An 18,264-nucleotide genomic window follows, 5' to 3' on the forward strand; every position below is an offset into this window, starting at 1 on the left:
CGTGCCAAGTTAGAAATGGGCTTCTAAACCGACATATTAATTAGTTATCCGGCAAAATTTTTCATTAAAAGATCCACTTTTTCTTCTGGAAATTTCACACCAATATATATGATAAATAGAAACTATATGTTATAAATATTAAGTAGGCATGATTTTTGCTTGTTTAATGGAATCTAAAATATGAAATTATCTGTTGGGTTGAAAGTTGCGAATTCTTTATCGTTAACACCTCAATTGCAGCAGGCGATTCGTTTGTTACAGCTTTCTAGCTTAGAGCTTGAACAAGAAATTCAAATTCAACTAGATAGTAATCCTTTACTTGAAAAAATAGAAGAAGAATCAATAACAGAAAGCCTATCTGTATTAGAAAGCAAAGAATCAGATGATTTAACAACTGAATTAAATGCAAATCATTTGCCTGATGATTTACCAGTCGATACTGATTGGGATGATATTTATACTCATCAATCAACAGCATTGGCTACTCCAGAATTTGAAGAGAGAGAGGATAATCGTCAAGTTCAATTATCTCTAAAGGAACATATTTTAGAACAAGTTAATCTTTTGCACTTTTCTAAAATAGATCAATTAATTGCTTACTGTATTGTTGATGCATTAGATGATAAAGGTTTCTTAGATGCTGAAATAGAAGAAATAATTTTAGCTGCCCAACAATTATTAAATGAGATGGATATCGAAGAAGAAATTGAAAAAGATGAGGTCCTAGTCGTCTTAAAGCATATTCAACGGCTTGATCCACTAGGGATCGGTTCACGTAATTTAGCGGAATGTTTAAAAATACAACTCGAATTTCTACCAAAAGATGTTAAATACTTAAACGAAGCAAAAAGCTTATTGCAATATTATGAGCTTTTGATAGCAAATGATTTAAATAAATTACTCAAACAAACTGGTTTAACAAAAGACCAATTAAAGTGTGCAATCAATCTCTTAAAAACATTGAAACCCTATCCAGGTATGGATTTTGATAAACAAGAGTCAGATTATCAAATCCCAGATGTAGTGGTTTCCAAAAAAGATTTACATTGGCAGGTCCAACTAAACCCAGATGTATTACCTAAATTAAGAATTAACTCTTTTTACTCTAGTATGATTCGTAGAGCAGACCAGAGTGAAGATAATTTATATTTACGTAATCAAATGCTTGAGGCGAAAAACTTTATTAAAAGCATTGATGAAAGACATAAGACACTATTAAAAGTAGCATCTTGTATTGTGGAACATCAGAAAGCTTTTTTGGAGATCGGTGCAGAAGCAATGAAACCATTGGTTCTTCGAGATGTTGCTGAAGAAGTGGAATTGCATGAATCTACAGTTTCTCGTGTAACCACAAATAAGTATATGCTTACTCCACGTGGCCTTTTTGAGTTGAAATATTTTTTCTCTAGCCATGTAGGCACAACTGCTGGAGGAGAGGCTTCTTCCACTGCAATTCGTGCAATGATTAAAAAACTCGTAGCAAGTGAAAATCCGCGTAAACCTTTGTCAGATAATGTAATTGCTACATTATTGAAAGATGAGGGGATAGAAGTAGCAAGAAGGACAGTCGCAAAATATCGTGAATCGTTACATATTCCTTCATCGTCTGAAAGAAAAGTCTTGATCTAAATTTTGAAGTATGGCTATTCTAGAGATTCATTATGACGAAATAATGAAATTTTAATTTCACCAAGAGGAGCCGCTAAAATGGTTTAATTGTCCTAATATTTTTTTGATAGCATTAAATCGTTTTAGTTCTTCTTTAAATAACCTAAAAAAGGTGAGGGATAGAATTATGCAAATAACGATTCGTGGACATCATTTAGCAATTACACCAGCTATAGAAGAAAATATTAAATCAAAGTTTAATCAATTGACGAAACACCTAGATCAGGTGAATAGTATGCAGATTAAATTAACCAAAGATCATCAAATTGATAAGCGCTCTCATAAGGGCAGTTCAAATCATGTTGCAGAGGCTATTGTAAGATTGCCTGGGATTGAGTTGTTTGCTCAGGCAACCGCTGATGATATGTATACTTCAATTAAAAAATTGACAGAAAAATTAAAAAGACAATTATTAAGATATCGAAAAATGCAATGTACTTATTCGCAAGTTACTGTTTCTGTTTAATAAGTTTTGTTAATTTAAGAGAGGCTTGAAAGATAGCCTCTTTTTTATTGATAAAATATAAACACGTACTGAATTCTTGGAAAAAGTTATAGTAAAATACTCCGTTTTACCCCTTAGGTTGTGTCAGAGGTCTTTGCAATGAATAGTGAACAGCTCACTCAAATTTTAAAAGAAGCTTTCCCTGTAGCGGAAGTAGCGGTGAGCGGACAGGCTGGAAAATTTGACCTCCGTATTGTGGATGATCAATTTGAAGGTAAGCGTACAGTGGCTCGTCAACAATTAGTTTATGCACCATTAAATACTTATATTGCAAGTGGGGAAGTTCACGCGGTAACAATTCGTGCAATGACCAAAGATGAATGGCGTAAAGCAAGCCTTTTCGGAGCTTAAATATTAATGGATAAATTTTTAATTACTGGTGGTGTTAAGCTCGAGGGTGAAGTGCGCATTTCTGGTGCAAAAAATGCTGCTTTGCCATTACTTGCTGCAACTATTCTTGCAGATTCTCCAATTACAATAACCAATGTTCCAAATCTTAAAGATGTTAATACTTTGGTAAAGCTAATTGGTGGATTAGGGGTAACAATTGGCTATGAAAATGACACAGTAAAAGCAGATACCTCTACTTTAGATAATCAGTTTGCACCTTATGAGTTGGTAAAAACAATGCGTGCCTCAATTTTGGTTTTAGGACCATTATTAGCACGTTATGGTAATGCTAAAGTTTCTTTACCTGGTGGTTGTGCGATTGGTTCAAGACCTGTGGACCAACATTTAAAAGCTTTAGAAGCTTTGGGTGCGCATATTGAAGTTGAAAATGGTTATGTCCATGCTTCAGTTGATGGTCGCTTAAAAGGTGGCGAAGTTGTTTTTGATATGGTTACTGTTGGTGGTACCGAAAACATCTTGATGGCAGCAGCATTAGCAGATGGTGTTACGACTATTCGTAATGCAGCACGTGAACCAGAAATCACTGATCTTGCTCAAATGTTAATTAAAATGGGCGCCAAGATTGAAGGTCTTGATACAGATACTCTTGTTGTAACAGGCGTAGAAAGTTTGCATGGCTGTGAATATGCTGTTGTTGCTGATCGTATTGAAACAGGTTCATATTTAGCAGCTGCTGCAATTACGGGTGGTCGTGTCAAAACTACACATACTGACCCTGCATTACTTGAGTCTGTTTTGGATAAGTTTGAAGAAATGGGTGCTGAAGTCACTCGTGGTGATGACTGGATTGAACTTGATATGATGGGTAAACGCCCTAAAGCTGTAAGTTTTAGAACTTTGCCACATCCAGAATTTCCAACTGATATGCAAGCACAGCTGATGGCAGTAAATGTGATTGGTCGTGGATTCGCAACAATCTCTGAAACGATCTTTGAAAATCGTTTTATGCATGTTCCTGAATTGTCACGAATGGGCGCTAATATTCAGATAGAAGGTCACGATGCTGTCGTAACCGGAGTTGAAACCTTACAGGCAGCACCTGTTATGGCAACAGATTTACGTGCTTCATTCTCTTTGGTTCTAGCTGCTTTAGTTGCAGAAGGGGATACGTTAATTGATCGTATCTATCATATTGACCGTGGTTATGAACATGTCGAAGAGAAGCTTCAAGGTTTAGGTGCCCAAATTAAGCGAGTAAGTTAATGAATGATGTAAGAAACGATGATCCTAATTTTGATGTGATGGGTAATTTTGATCATGGTTTGACCTTGGCATTGAGTAAAGGGCGTATTTTAAAAGAGACGTTACCTTTATTGGCTACAGCGGGTATTAATTTACTCGAAGATCCGGAAAAGTCTCGTAAACTAATTTTTCCTACTACACATAAGCAAGTACGTATTTTAATTTTACGTGCGTCTGATGTACCAACCTATGTAGAAAATGGTGCAGCAGATATCGGTGTGGCGGGTAAAGATGTGTTGATGGAACATGGCGCTCAGCATGTATATGAGTTGCTTGACCTACAAATTGCTAAATGTAAGTTAATGACTGCTGGTAAAGTAGGTATGGAACATCCAAAGGGTCGTCTAAAAATTGCCACGAAATATGTCAATCTTACACGCCAGTATTATGCAAGCTTAGGTGAACAGGTTGATGTTATTAAGCTCTATGGTTCTATGGAGTTAGCACCTTTGGTTGGTTTGGGTGATTACATTGTGGATGTGGTCGATACTGGTAATACTTTAAGAGCAAATGGTCTTGAGCCATTAGAAGAGATTTGCAAAGTTTCTTCTCGATTAATTGTAAATAAAGCCAGTTTTAAACGTAAACAAACTTTGTTAAATCCGATCATTTCACAGCTTGAGCAAGCTGTTCAATCGCGTTAAAAGCAATTTCCCATCATGCTTTTGCGATAGTTAAGCTAGATGATGCCCACAAGCGCATAGAAAAAGGGTAAACTTACTTTTTCTTTTTCGCCTTGTGGGTAAATTGATGCGACGTTTATCGACTCAAGATCAAAACTTCAAACAGGTTTTTGCTGAGCTATTGGCATTTGAAACCGTGAATGATCTTAATTTAGTGCAAACAGTAGATCAAATTATTGCTGATGTTCGTCAGCATGGTGATGATCATGTTTTAAAGCTTACTCAACAGTTCGATCGACATCCTGCACATCAATTTTCAGATTTAGAATTATCTCAAGAACAACTTAAAACTGCTTTTGATAATTTAAGCCCAGAAATTCGTGATGCTCTAGAGTTGGCAGCAAAGCGTATTCGTACATTTCATGAAGCTCAGAAACAAGATAGCTGGACTTATATAGATGACTTGGGCAATACATTAGGGCAAAAAGTTACGCCTTTAGACCGTGTTGGTATTTATGTGCCAGGTGGTTTAGCCTCTTATCCATCTTCAGTTCTAATGAATGCTGTACCTGCTCATGTTGCAGGTGTACCTGAAATTATCATGGTTGTTCCAGCACCGAATGGTGAATTAAATCCATTGGTTCTTGCCGCAGCTTATCTTGCGGGAGTTAGCCGGGTATTTACCATTGGTGGGGCGCAGGCTGTAGCAGCTTTGGCTTATGGTACTCAGACAATTCCACCTGTAGATAAAATTACTGGTCCTGGGAATCGTTTTGTAGCAGCTGCTAAACGTGCTGTATTTGGTCAAGTCGGCATCGATATGATTGCTGGACCTTCTGAAATTTTAGTCTATGCAGAAGGTGAGAATAACGCAGATTGGTTAGCTATGGATGTTTTATCACAAGCTGAACATGACACAGTTGCTCAAGCTATTTTTATAACTCCAGATGAAGCTTTGCTTAATGCAGTCGAGTTGGCAATTGAAAAGCATTTAAATGAATTGCCAAAGGCAGATATTGCTCGAACTTCAATTGAAAATCGTGGTGCTTTGGTATTAGTCAAAGACCGTGTAGAAGCAATTGAGTTAATTAATCAGGTTGCACCAGAGCATTTGGAACTGTGCTTAGATGATGCCGAAGCAGTGAGCGAAGAGATTCGTCATGCTGGAGCAATTTTCATGGGACGTTATACACCTGAAGCAATCGGTGACTATTGTGCGGGTCCAAACCATGTATTGCCGACATCTGGAACTGCTCGTTTTTCTTCTCCGTTAGGCGTTTATGATTTCCAAAAACGTTCGAGCTTGATTATGTGTTCGCAAGATGGGGTTAAAACGTTAGCTAAAACAGCCGATATATTAGCTGTCCAAGAAAACTTAGATGCCCATGCACGCTCAGCTCGCTATCGTTATCAATAAGCTTATAAACCTTGTAGTTTTTTAATTATTACTCAGGGCTGATTTTCAGCCCTTTTTTGAGATAAGACCATGACTTTATCTACAGCACAAATGCGCTTTTGGAGTCCAGAAGTTCGTGAATTAGAGCCTTATGTTCCGGGTGAGCAGCCTAAAATTCAGAATTTATTGAAACTCAATACGAATGAAAATCCATATCCGCCATCTCCAAAAGTAGTTGACGCAGTTCAAGCTGTTTTAACTCAGCAAGCTGATGCCTTGCGTTTATATCCAGATCCAGATGCAACAGCTTTAAAGCAAGCAATTGCTAAACAACAGAATATTGAGGTGTCTCAAGTTTTTGTTGGTAATGGCTCAGATGAAGTACTTGCTCATATTTTTAAAGCATTTTTCCTTCAGGATGAACCGATTCTTTATCCAGATATCACTTATAGTTTTTATCCAGTTTATAGTCAGTTCTTTGGAACAAAAACTAAAGAAATTCCCCTCAATGAGAATTTCGAGATAGAAGCTAAGGACTATATACAACCAAATGGTGGGATTGTTATTACAAACCCTAATGCACCAACTAGTATTGCAATGAGTTTGCCAGATATCGAGCAAATCTTAAAAGCAAATCCAGATCGGGTGGTAGTGATCGATGAGGCTTATGTTGATTTTGGAGCAGAATCCGCAGTTGGTCTTGTAAATCGCTATGAGAATCTAGTTGTTTGTCAAACAACCTCAAAATCTCGTTCATTAGCTGGTTTGCGTGTTGGTTTCGCAATCGCTCAACCACATTTAATTGCAGCGCTTGAAGCTGTCAAAAATAGTTTTAACTCATATCCTATTGACCGTTTTGCAATTGCAGCCGCGGTAGCTTCTTTTGAAGATCAGGCTTATTTTGAAGAACACTGTCAGAAAGTTATTTCTAGTCGTGAGAAGCTAGTAGATGACTTAACTGCTTTGGGCTTTAAAGTTTTACCTTCTAAAGCGAACTTTATTTTTGCTTCACATTCAGTCCATGATGCAGGCAAACTTGCACAGCAATTACGTGAACAAGGTATTATTGTGCGTTATTTCAATAAGCCTCGTATTAATCAATTTTTGCGTATTACAGTGGGTACTGATGGGCAGAATATGCGTTTAGTGCAAACATTGAAACAAGATATTCTTTAAGTTTTAGCCTGCTGTGCTGTTCATCAAGTTCAGCATGGCAGAGATTTTATCAAGGCTTTCTTGATATTCTGCTTCTGCATCTGAGGCAATCGTAATACCACCACCGGCCCACAAAGAGAGCTGATTTTGATATTGTTGGAAGCTACGGATAAGAATATTCCAGCGGCCCGTTCCATCAAAATTGAAGTAACCTAATGTCCCACAATAAGCACCTCTTGCTTCTTCTTCTAGTTCTTCAATAATTTGCATCGCCCGAATTTTTGGGGCTCCTGTAATCGATCCCCCCGGTAAAGCAGAGAGCAACATTTGCATTGGATTAATATCATCTTTAAGCGTGGCAACAATCTCACTGACCATATGATGAACTTGATTAAAACTTTCAATCTCGAATAATTGCGTTGTTTTTACAGACCCTGTATTGGCATAAATGCTCAAATCATTACGTAATAAATCAACAATCATGACATTCTCGGCCTGATCTTTTTGCGAGTTTTTTAAAGTTTGTTTTGAAATAAAATCTTTTTCGATATCTTCATATCGAGGCATGGTTCCCTTAATAGGTCGGGTCTTAATTTGTTTATTTTGATTGAATTCAATGAAGAGTTCAGGAGAACAACTTAATAATTCAAATTGATCTAATTTTAAATAACCTGCATATGGTGCATTAGTAAGGCTCCATAAATCTTCAGCTTTATTTAATAAAGACCCTTTGAAATCAGCTTTAAATTCTTGGGTTAAATTAATTTGATAACAATCCCCAGCTTTAATGTATTCTTGTATTTTGTTAAAAGCCTCGAAATATTGTTCTTTAGACCATCTTGGCTGAATAGCAGTTTTTAATTTAAATATATTTTTAGATTTATTTGAATTAGGAATCTCTAACTTCTTTTCAATATATTTAAATAGGTCTAATGCATTTTCTTCATCACTAAAAAAATACCAAACATTATCTACATATTTTAAAAAAGAACGATATTGGCCTAAGAATAAAGATGGCTGTATATGAGTCTGAACATTAATAAATTGATGTGCAGCAAAATCATAACTAATAAAACCGATATAGCCGCCATTAAAACTTGTTGTTGATTTAGTATTCTTGATTTCTTTTAATTTATTTTCTTTTAGTTGAATAAAGTCTAATAATTGATTCGATTTTAATATTTTCTTATATTCATTAAAATTTTGACGTTGAAATGTTATATTTTTTTCATTCTGAATAAGAATATATTGTTGTGGGAGAAAACCAATAATAGGATTATTATTGTCATTTAAATAAATGAGCCCAGTTAATCCTTGTAAGTTTTTTAAAATCTCGGCAGTACTTTTACCATGTAATGAGATTTTTTTCTTTAACTGAGACATTTTTAAATAAGAGAATAGTTAATGAGGGAAATATTAGTTTACTACAACTTGCGAATCATCAGGGAGAAGACTTAGAAGAGAGGTACTTTTTGTTGATAAAATAGTCGAATTTTGAGTGGGATTAGCGTTGGCATTAGACGTTAAAAGCGAAATAAATTGAGCGTACCGTTTGTCGGGTAGTTGGCAAAAAATGCACAACACTAGTTGAACAAAAAGTAACGTAGATGTAATTTAGTAATTGCTAAGCAAAACTACTCAAGGATTGGAAGTTTCGGTTGCTATATAAAGAAAAATGCAACTTGAGACAATGAGAGTGGTTAAAGTCAAAAAATAAATGCTCTTGGGAGAGTGCTCAATGAAAATGTTCACTAAACTTGCTTTAGTTTCTTCTTTAGCTATCAGTGCAAATGCAATGGCAATGCAGTCAATGGACGATGCTGCACTAAGCGCTGCTACAGGTCAAGATGGTATTAACATCGGTATCGCTTTAGGTTCTGGCGGTATTTCTATCGATAAATTATATATTCATGATAACGATGGTTTAAACCCTACTACAGGAATTACAGGTGCGGCAGCAACTGCAGGTGCGATTGCAGTAAGTGGAGTAACTGTTAAACAAGTTGATACAACCACAAACCTGTTAGATCTTAAAATTGATAGCGTTGGTGCTTCAGGTGCAAATGGCGCATTTTTAAACGTTGCTGCAAATGTAGGTGCGGTTGATGTACATGTCGGTTCTGTTGGTGTAGGTACTTCTGGTACATTAAATACAACTACTGCTGTACGTGGTATTACTGAAACTGCTCCAACTGAAATTATTTCTGGTTTAGATTTATCATTAGGCGCAATTTCAGCGAATGTACAATTAGGTTCTACTCCGCAAGGCGCAATGATTAAAGTGAATTCAGCTTTAAAAGGTGGTTTAACTTTATCTAACTTCGGTATTAACGACGCTGCAGGTGGCGGTAAAATTGTCCTAGACAAAGTAATGGTTCGTGGTGCTGGTAATACAACTGGTGACTTAGATGTAGATGCTAATATTTCAGTTGTACCAACTGGCTTGAAAATTCAAAATAATAGTACTCAAGGTATGAATGTTTATGTACAAGGCGTACATTTAGGTTCTAGTACTGCTTCTTCAATTGGTGATGTTGAAATTCAAGGTTTAAAAGTGGGTACTTCTACAATTACAATTTCTGGTCACTAATTTAAAATTAAAAAAAGCGCGTTTTTATACGCGCTTTTTTTATTGAATAAAAAATGAAATGATTTTATATAGTTGTTTAATATAAATTATTATATGAATAATTTATATATTAGAAAGACCAATGTTCAAAAATGAGATTTAATTAACAGTTTAATTAGAGTAGAACTATACATTCATCAAAAAGATTAAAAAAAAGCTGTTTTTTACAAAAAAAAAAGGTATCTTCAAAACACAGGGATGTAGAGCTATTGCTCTAAGAATAAAATGAATAAGGCCAGTTAGGCCACCATTTAGACCAAGTGCTTATGTTAGAGATTGTTTTAGGCTCAGCATTGATGTATTACTTTGCGACAGAAGCCTTCGAAATAGAAAAAAAGCCACCGGGAACTGTTTATTACACAGAGACTGCCGATTCACGTAATTTATCTTTTCGCCGAAATCATATTGAACCAGTACAGATTAAACCAGCTGTAGAAGATCAGTTTCGAGGTATTGTTCGACAAGCATACGATTATAGTTGCGGTTCAGCTGCTCTTACTACGCTTTTAAATGGTTATGTGGGAACTAGTTTGACTGAACAGCAGACCATGAGCGGCTTACTACAGTATGGTGAATACCAACGTATTATTGAGCGTCGAAGCTTCTCACTACTTGATATGAAGCGCTTTGTAACTGCTATTGGTTTGGATAGTGGCGGTTATCGAGGGGAGTTTTCTGATTTAATCAATCTTGGACAACCTGCAATTGTTCCAATTTCTTATGCTGGTTTTAAACATTTTGTCGTATATAAAGCTTATAAAGATGGACGAGTATATGTTGCTGATCCTGCATTAGGGAATATCAGCTTTGATGAAAATCGTTTTAAAGAAGTTTGGGATAACAATACATTATTTGTTGTTTCTGTTCCTGAATCTCAGCGTAAAGATTTATTGGCCTTAAAAGACTCAGATATGCGTCATGTAGAAGATGCAACTGTTAACCGTTATGCCTTTGTGGATGTGCAATATCCAACATTTAATTATGACCGTTTAGCAAATAAAGCATCAACCATGCGTCGGGTACTTGATAAAGACCCAAATTCTGCAACCTATAATCAGCCAATTGAAACGTATATGCGTCTTTACTATAAGCGTAAATAATCAAATATGAATTGAGTAAAATAAATACATTAGGTGGGAAGAAACATGAATAATCTATGGATGAAGATGAGTGTATTGGCATTAAGTATGAGTGCTATTACGGGCACACTTTATGCAAATGATCAAGTCGCACAAACTGAAGCTGAAGCACAAAACACCGCAGTTGTTTCTGATTCGAGTACAGGATCAGTAGTAACACCAGCAATAGATTCAGTTCAAGATACAAGTACAGCTCCAGCCGCAGATATTGTAACTACTGAACCTGCGTCTGTTGCATCTTCAAATACTGGAGCTAATCAAGCCGCTACTGCTTTACAGAAAAAAGAAGGCGATGCGACCCAAGAGACAAATTTACAAGAAGTATTTACATCAAATGAACGTCAATATTCATTGATTAAAAGAGGCATATTTTCAGCTTATTACGATCTTGACTATACTTATTATCGCGATACTCGAATTGATTTAGCTTTAGCTGATGATTCATCTCAACTCAACCGTTTACGTGTTGAAGAAGATGCGAACCATACTTTAACGAATAGTTTTACTGTTCAATATGGTGTATTGGACAACTTAACTTTATCAGCAACAGTTCCTTTCGTTGCAAAATCTGAAATTATTCGTGATACAACTACTGCTGGTTTAGGTGATATTTCTTTAGGAGCTCGCTGGGAACCTTTCCCGTTAAAGCAAGGTCGTTTGCCATTAGTGTTATTTGGTAATCTTTCCACAAAAACTGGAGACAGTCCTTACGAAATCGGTTTGGATGAGCTTTCAACAGGTAAAGGTTATTATTCTGCTGGAATTGGAGCAAGTACCCGTAAATATATTGATCCTGTGGTTTTATTTGCTTCAGCCTCTGCTAATTATGGTTTTAAAGAAACAGGGTTAAATCAGGCACGTGGTGGTGGAGCTAATGGTCCTCGTTATCTAGAGAGTTTTGACCCTGGTATTAGCGGTGGTTTCTCTTTTGGTTTTGCTTACTCATTTAACTATGACGTGTCATTAACCATGTCATATCAACAAAGCTTTAACATGGATGCTGAGTTCCAGTTTAAGAATGGTGAATCATATAAGTCGCCAGACCAAAGTAGTGCAATGTTGTCTTTTGCTTTAGGTGTACGTGTTTCACCTGAAACAATTGTTAATGGTACAGTGGGTATTGGTTTAACCGAAGATGCACCAGATGTTTCGCTTGGTCTATCTTTCCCGCTAGATTTTATAGGTTTTGGCAAAAAAACCAAATAAGGAGATATGCAGGTGAAATATCCTAAATTATGTCCTTTAACGGCGGCAATTGTTATCTCCGGTTTTTCTAGCTTTGCCAATGCTCAATTAGGACAAAACCTAGCTGTTGATATTCGTTCACTATCGATGGGGAATGCTGTAACTGCAGATCCTCCCGGCATTAGTGCAGTTCACTTTAACCCTGCAGCTTTAGCAAAAATTGATGGCTTACAAACAGATGTGCAAGGAATTTTAGCGAACTTTGATATTCAACGTGAGTTCTCAGCCCCTCCTGGTTATAACGTTTTTGGCTACTCAGATGACCCTCTTGTTTGTAATGATGGTCCAGAAGTTACAGCTAATATTTGTACTGATTTTAAAGGCCCTGTACGTGGTGATGTTGAGTACGCCAGTTTATATATACCGATTCTCAAAAAAATGGTTGATCTGGGTGCTGGTTACCCACTCGTTGCACCTACAGCAGGGATCGCCTATAAACCTCCAGGTTCAAAGCTGACCTATGCTACTGCAATTTATGCACCTTTAATTGCAGGTTTTGGCGCTGAAAATGGTAATGCGGGAAACTTTATGGGCCAGCAAGTGGCTGTTGAGCGAATTACTTATTTGTCTCCATCTTTTGGTTATCAAGTAAATGACCATTTGTCGATCGGTGCCTCTGTGGGGATGTCTTATAACGCTCTTGCCATGAAAACCGATTTGCGATTTCCCAACGATATGATTGGAGTGTTGCGGATGGTTGATGACGTGGTATGTGGACCTTTCAAAGACAATAACGATATGATTACTAATCTATTGTTATTTGGCTTATGTAATACTCAAGAAGGAATGAACCCTTTTAAGAAAATGGGATCACTTCAAGTTTCTATGGAGCAGTCTTTAAGCCCAAGCTATAACTTAGGATTAATGTGGGAACCGACGGACGATTTTGGCTTTGGTATGGTTTATCAAAGTGCAGCTAAGATGCGTATGAAAGGGAAATACCTGATTAATAATGCTAAGGCTCCTCAAGAATTAATTAAAGGCTTAAACTCCTCAGCTACAGGTCAGGTTTTGGGTCAAATTCTCGGTTTACCGGTAAATGTACCGAGTTCTGAGTCTGGATTAGCGGCGATGGATCTGGAATATCCAGCCCATTTCCAAGCAGGGATTAAATATAAGATATTCCCTGATTTGCAAGTTAACTTTGATGTGGGCTGGACTGACTATTCTGCATGGGATAAGTTCAAATTTGAATTTGATAGACAGATTACTTTACTCAAAGTTGCCAAACTTTTATCAAATGATGTGACAGATGCTTCATTAGGTTTACCTTTAAAGTTTACCTCACCATGGAGTTGGGGTATTGGTTTAGAGTATTCCGCAACAGATCGTTTGAAGTTACGTGCTGGTTATGAGCCTCGCGCTAGTGCTATTCCGAATGATAAACGTAATACCATGATTCCAATTAATAATGCGCAATTATTCGGTTTGGGTGTTGGATATCGATTTGATGCTGACACAGATTTGGATCTTTCAGTTGGTTTCTTACGTAGCCGCGATAATATTCCAGCAGGGACTAGTACCTTATCTAATAAAACAGGAGTTGATAATATCCTGTTAAACCCTTATGCCGGTTTGGATGTTAAAACCAATACCAAAGTTACAGTACTCGGGTTAAATTATAGAACAAAATGGTAAAATTAAATTGCGAATGGATGTTTCGACCTGAATTTGCTATTGCGATTTTTTTTGTTGCAATAGCAAGTAACTCTGCTATTTACGCGGATGGTTTTTATACGATTATTGGTCCTGATGGTCGACCAATGATTGTTCCGAGTAAAAGGGTGGAACGAACTGTTATACCGTCTAAGGTATTAACAAATCCAGAGATAAAGTCGACTCCTCTAGAACATCAAGTGTTGCCGGAAATATCTTTAAAATCAAAAGAATTGCCTAAAGTAAATACAAAGTCGTCTAATACTGCACCAACTGCACCAACTGCACCAACTGCACCAACTGCACCAACTGCACCAACTGTCTCGATAAAGAAACAATCTCCTGTTTCAAAACAGATAAAAATAAGCAAAGAAGAATCAAAAGTTATTGATCAAAAGTCTAGGTTAGCAACTACTAAAGAAAAAACAGTGATAAAGGATTCTGCTTCCCAACGAAAGATTGAAGAAAAAGCAGAACTGAATTCAGCTCCACCTTTGTCTAAAGATATCGTTACTTCGTCAGCACAAGTAGCTCCAAAAAAGGATGAGACGAAGTACACTACTATTGATGGTGTTGAATACGTCAATAATGAATATTTAGAGAACCAAGAGTTTAATCTAGAAGGAAAAAAACGTTTTTATATTATGCCTGACGGTTTAGGTCGTACTGAATCTATTGAGCGTAAAAAAGGTGTTGGTCAGTCTATCCTTGATAACGTATTGCATCGATCTCAAGAAGATCAAGTCTCTTCTGTGGTATTAGCTCCTACTTATGTGAGACTTTCGCACAAAGAGTTAGCAAGCACTTTTGAAAATGATTTATGTTTTATTAATGGCTATAACAAATCAATTAAAAAGCTAAGCCAGAATAAAGAAGTGGGGTTATGGCCGAGAAAACCTCTTAAAGAAAAGTTTGAATACGAAGTCGTAAAAGTAGACTCCTCTATTAAGAATATACAAGTAGCTTCCTATGCTACAACCAATGACAAGCCTGTATATTATTGGCCCCTCGCTGTTTTCTTGGATGAAAAGGGTTGTGTTATAGAAGGTGCTAGTGGGTTTAAAAGTAAGTCGTATCCTCCGACGATTTTACAACATGCATCGATTTTAGGAATTTTACAGGTACCAGAACGTACACACTATATTATGTTAACGCCTTTATCTTCGGCTGTGGATATGCCAGATCAAGAGCTATCTAATCATGGACAAATTAAAATTTCGGTATTACGTTAAAAATAAATAGGAATGATGATGAGTAAAAAAATTTTATTACCTTTTGCATTGTCCACATTGGCAATTGTATTAAATGGTTGCGGTGGTGGTGGCTCAACAATTAATGAAGATCCTACACAAGGTGGAGGTGAGATTCCGATCACTAATTTGGATTGTAAAGCAACAGATGAGTCATGTCTGAATTTTGAATTAAATTATCCAATAGCCGGATTGAATTTCGACTGTAGTTTATCTCCGAATCAGCGTTATATTACTAAATTGGTTGGTAACTCGGTTGGCGGTGCTTGTAGTATCAGTGGTAGTAAATCAGATGAAACAATTACGCTTTATCTACAAGGTAGCAATACTCACAAGATTGCGTTAGGTACGATAAAACTTGATACATTAGGAAAATACGGGACAACACATTTAACAGTTTTGGATATGGCTACAGCATTAACTGGTCAGCCTCCTGCTTCAATGAGTAATGCTGATCCAACTATTAAAGTGGCTATGGCTTTAGTTAAGTTATTCCAAAGTATTGGCGTTGAACGTGGCGATAATGTGGTAGGTGATTTACAACCAACCCAATTTACTCAAGATAAGAAAAATCTGTTAGCTAATCTGACACAAGATATAACTGCAACAGAATGGAAGAATGGGCAATATGCAACTCTTCTAAAACCTTGGTTAGATGTAAGCAAAGTGTCTGATGCACAAGCTTATGCACTCGTAGTTCAAGTCACAAACTTGGCAAATGCTGCATTATTTCAAGCAAATGAAGCAACTTATGCGGGTATTGTAGATTCTACTAGTTCACCGTTACCATTAGGTTTTTATGGCTGTAATCAGGCATTAGCAGATTGCTTTAATAAATCTACCACTAATTTACGTCATATGATGGCTAACATGTTCATGTTGACTGACCGTGAAGGTTATGCAATGGGTTACGGCCTGCAATGGCGTGGTGATGCTACTTTATATAAAGATGATAAAGGAAACGTGACTGGTGTTGCTCCCCCAGTTTTATTGTGGACCAAAGCAAAACCAATGCAAATGCTCATTGCTCCCCAACAAAATGGTTGGCTTAACCCAATTTCAAAAGATATTCAATCGACTCAACCATTACGTTTAAGCGTTGATAGCAATGCAAATAATGATTTGCAAATCTATCAAGGTAAGTTTATGAACGATTATGCTGTTGCTGGAAGTGAAGGTTTTTATAAACAGCTAACACGCTCGACAACAGGAAATATTCAGCATTATGGTTTATGGCGTCAAACAGTAGGCACTGAAAACTATAAGGGTTCACTTGATATTATTAAAGCCAATCCTATTAGTTATCTTGGAAAAGAAATTTTTAAAACAGCAGCTAACGTGAGTTCTGGTCAACGCTATGTCTTCCCATTATATGCGACTTTGACATTTCGATTTGATACTACTGGGATAGCTCCTATCGATTTAGGCATTGTCGTTGATGAAAAAGGAAATATTCGTACGGATATTAAACCAAATGCAACTGCAACCGATATGTCTGGTCAATGTGCAACAGTAACAGAAAACAGCTTAATTGATAGTAATGGTGTGCAACAATATCGACTTGGTACTACTGGTGGAACAGAGTCATCTGATAATGACAGTTCTATTACTGTTCGTATGATTTTATCGAATCCTCAGCTAGGTAACCTTAATGGGATTTTGATGGGACTTAACTCTGTAGTGAGAGCGGATACTAATCCAGATGATAATGTAAATGATGCAATTTCGGTAAATGGAGCGAAGATTAATCTCTATAACTTATTAGCAGGTCAAAACAGCAGTAATAGTATTAATTTAAGTGATTATGAAAACAAGACTGCGCGTTGGATTAATCTTTATGCTTTCTATCAAGCTGTTTATAATAATATTAAGGATATTAGCCCAGCACCAACAGATGCTGAGAAAGCCTTGGCTCAACGCCTATCTGGCACGGTGTCTATTAAACTAGCTAATCAGTCTATACCAGCTTGTAATGCGCTTAAAACTAAACCTTAAAAATAAGAGACAAATAAAAAAGACCGTCTAGCGGTCTTTTTTATTATCTAAATGATTAACCCGTATGGTCTAAACGAGTACCCAAAGTTTCAAGATGTGTTGGGAACACTTGTTTTTTACGATCTTCAAAATAGTGTCTTAATGTGTGTTCGACACTAGGGAAAGCAAGTTCACCCCATGGAATTTCGTGTTCTTCAAACAAGCGGCTCTCGATACTTTCTTCACCTGCACCAAAAATTCCATCTTTCAGCTGCGCTTTGAAAAGTACATAAATTTGACCAATACGCGGAATATTGTACATACAATAAAGTTGTTCTATTTCTATCTCAGCTTCTGCTTCTTCACGAGTTTCACGTGCTGCACCTTGCTCCATGGTTTCGAACAATTCCATATAGCCAGCAGGCAAAGTCCATAAACCATAACGAGGTTCAATCGCACGACGACAGAGTAATACTTTGTCTTCCCATAACGCTAAGGCACCGCAGATTACTTTGGGGTTTTCATAGTGAATATTTCCACAATGAGTACAAACACGGCGTACTTTATGATCACCTAAAGGAATTTTTTGTTCGGTTTTATGCCCACACGCTACACAGAAACTCATAATTATCATCGAGTATAGAGATGACTCAGCATAACTGAATTTTTAGACTTACGCATCAACTCTATTCCCTAAGTTTGATTTTCAGATATGATGCAAAGAGAGATAGAATAATAGGTGAATGGTATGGAAGAGCACTTGCTAACACAAAAGTTACAGCAAAGATTGCGCTTTTCCACCCGCATACAAGAAGCACAAGCAGCAGTACTGATTGCAATTACTAATGAAAATGATCCAAAGGTACTGCTTACACGCCGTTCAATACATATGAACAACCATGCGGGGGAAGTTTCTTTTCCGGGTGGAAAGCGTGATCCTAGTGATACTAGCAATATTGTTGTAGCGTTAAGAGAAGCTCAGGAAGAGACAGCTTTAAACCCGTTCGATGTGCAGCTTTTAGGTGATTTACCAATGCAACGTGCAAGAAGTGGTTTGTCTGTAAAACCGATTGTTGGGCTTATTCCTCCAGAGGTAACTTTAATACCCCAGCCTACCGAAATTGATCGAATTTTCTTTGTCCCGTTACAGCAACTTATTGAGACGCGTCCAACACCCTATGAAGTTCGATATGCCCATCAGTCTTTATATTTTCCAAGCTTACAGATTGATAATGAAATCATTTGGGGTTTAACTGCTCGTATGTTAGTTGCTCTGTTTAAATATGGATTGGGTTATCAAAAAGATTGGCCATTTTTACTCAACTCGCCAACCTTTGGAATGCCAAAGTTTTCTCATAAGAATAAATGATC

General features: G+C 36.9%; 16 protein-coding genes. 14 read left to right on the forward strand and 2 right to left on the reverse strand.

The window, feature by feature from the left end; translation table 11 throughout:
• The first annotated feature begins 180 nt into the window (after nucleotides 1-180).
• The 7 genes from I7H67_RS07805 (at nucleotide 181) to hisC (ending at nucleotide 7,021) form a co-directional block, all read left to right on the forward strand.
• Nucleotides 181-1,629, forward strand: a complete 1,449-nt coding sequence (locus I7H67_RS07805) for an RNA polymerase factor sigma-54 (protein ID WP_198307519.1) — start codon at nucleotides 181-183, stop codon at nucleotides 1,627-1,629.
• Between the two features lie 166 nt (nucleotides 1,630-1,795).
• Nucleotides 1,796-2,134 carry a ribosome hibernation-promoting factor, HPF/YfiA family gene (gene hpf / locus I7H67_RS07810; protein WP_004641296.1) on the forward strand — a complete coding sequence of 113 codons (339 nt, stop codon included), beginning with the start codon at nucleotides 1,796-1,798 and terminating at the stop codon, nucleotides 2,132-2,134.
• A gap of 138 nt (nucleotides 2,135-2,272) precedes the next feature.
• Complete coding sequence (ibaG, locus tag I7H67_RS07815) at nucleotides 2,273-2,524, forward strand: BolA family iron metabolism protein IbaG (protein WP_004794487.1); 252 nt, start codon at nucleotides 2,273-2,275, stop codon at nucleotides 2,522-2,524.
• Nucleotides 2,525-2,530: 6 nt separating this feature from the next.
• Nucleotides 2,531-3,787, forward strand: a complete 1,257-nt coding sequence (gene murA, locus I7H67_RS07820) for a UDP-N-acetylglucosamine 1-carboxyvinyltransferase (RefSeq protein WP_198307520.1) — start codon at nucleotides 2,531-2,533, stop codon at nucleotides 3,785-3,787.
• Complete coding sequence (hisG, locus tag I7H67_RS07825) at nucleotides 3,787-4,470, forward strand: ATP phosphoribosyltransferase (RefSeq protein WP_003655841.1); 684 nt, start codon at nucleotides 3,787-3,789, stop codon at nucleotides 4,468-4,470. The genes murA and hisG overlap by 1 nt, the downstream gene beginning before the upstream one ends.
• A gap of 106 nt (nucleotides 4,471-4,576) precedes the next feature.
• Complete coding sequence (gene hisD, locus I7H67_RS07830) at nucleotides 4,577-5,866, forward strand: histidinol dehydrogenase (protein WP_198307521.1); 1,290 nt, start codon at nucleotides 4,577-4,579, stop codon at nucleotides 5,864-5,866.
• Between the two features lie 69 nt (nucleotides 5,867-5,935).
• Nucleotides 5,936-7,021, forward strand: coding sequence for a histidinol-phosphate transaminase (gene hisC / locus I7H67_RS07835; protein WP_198307522.1), 1,086 nt, complete (start codon nucleotides 5,936-5,938; stop codon nucleotides 7,019-7,021).
• A gap of 3 nt (nucleotides 7,022-7,024) precedes the next feature.
• On the opposite strand, the gene I7H67_RS07840 is transcribed toward hisC, so the two are convergent.
• The gene (locus tag I7H67_RS07840) at nucleotides 7,025-8,383 is read right to left on the reverse strand and encodes a chorismate-binding protein (RefSeq protein WP_198307523.1); all 1,359 of its coding nucleotides are present in this window, start codon (nucleotides 8,381-8,383) and stop codon (nucleotides 7,025-7,027) included.
• A gap of 355 nt (nucleotides 8,384-8,738) precedes the next feature.
• On the opposite strand from I7H67_RS07840, the gene I7H67_RS07845 reads away from it, so the two are divergent.
• From I7H67_RS07845 to I7H67_RS07870, 6 genes are all read left to right on the forward strand, one after another.
• The gene (locus tag I7H67_RS07845; RefSeq protein WP_013198905.1) at nucleotides 8,739-9,590 is read left to right on the forward strand and encodes a DUF6160 family protein; all 852 of its coding nucleotides are present in this window, start codon (nucleotides 8,739-8,741) and stop codon (nucleotides 9,588-9,590) included.
• 305 nt (nucleotides 9,591-9,895) lie between these two features.
• Entirely contained in the window at nucleotides 9,896-10,729 is an 834-nt protein-coding gene (locus I7H67_RS07850; RefSeq protein ID WP_198307524.1) for a C39 family peptidase, read from the forward strand.
• Between the two features lie 45 nt (nucleotides 10,730-10,774).
• The gene (locus I7H67_RS07855) at nucleotides 10,775-11,974 is read left to right on the forward strand and encodes a hypothetical protein (RefSeq protein WP_198307525.1); all 1,200 of its coding nucleotides are present in this window, start codon (nucleotides 10,775-10,777) and stop codon (nucleotides 11,972-11,974) included.
• Nucleotides 11,975-11,986: 12 nt separating this feature from the next.
• On the forward strand, nucleotides 11,987-13,651 hold the full coding sequence (locus I7H67_RS07860; protein ID WP_023274317.1) for an OmpP1/FadL family transporter: 1,665 nt from the start codon (nucleotides 11,987-11,989) through the stop codon (nucleotides 13,649-13,651).
• Nucleotides 13,652-13,668: 17 nt separating this feature from the next.
• Entirely contained in the window at nucleotides 13,669-14,901 is a 1,233-nt protein-coding gene (filE, locus tag I7H67_RS07865; protein ID WP_198307612.1) for a putative pilus assembly protein FilE, read from the forward strand.
• Between the two features lie 12 nt (nucleotides 14,902-14,913).
• Nucleotides 14,914-16,914: a protein FilF gene (locus I7H67_RS07870; protein ID WP_198307526.1), complete on the forward strand. Its 2,001-nt coding sequence runs from the start codon at nucleotides 14,914-14,916 to the stop codon at nucleotides 16,912-16,914.
• A 55-nt stretch (nucleotides 16,915-16,969) separates the two neighbouring features.
• On the opposite strand, the gene I7H67_RS07875 is transcribed toward I7H67_RS07870, so the two are convergent.
• The gene (locus I7H67_RS07875; protein ID WP_002115876.1) at nucleotides 16,970-17,518 is read right to left on the reverse strand and encodes an NUDIX hydrolase; all 549 of its coding nucleotides are present in this window, start codon (nucleotides 17,516-17,518) and stop codon (nucleotides 16,970-16,972) included.
• A 114-nt stretch (nucleotides 17,519-17,632) separates the two neighbouring features.
• On the opposite strand from I7H67_RS07875, the gene I7H67_RS07880 reads away from it, so the two are divergent.
• Nucleotides 17,633-18,262, forward strand: a complete 630-nt coding sequence (locus I7H67_RS07880) for a CoA pyrophosphatase (RefSeq protein ID WP_085942204.1) — start codon at nucleotides 17,633-17,635, stop codon at nucleotides 18,260-18,262.
• The last annotated feature ends 2 nt before the right edge of the window (nucleotides 18,263-18,264 follow it).

Origin of the sequence: Acinetobacter sp. ACIN00229, from assembly GCF_016106645.1 — a bacterium.
Taxonomy (GTDB): domain Bacteria; phylum Pseudomonadota; class Gammaproteobacteria; order Pseudomonadales; family Moraxellaceae; genus Acinetobacter; species Acinetobacter oleivorans.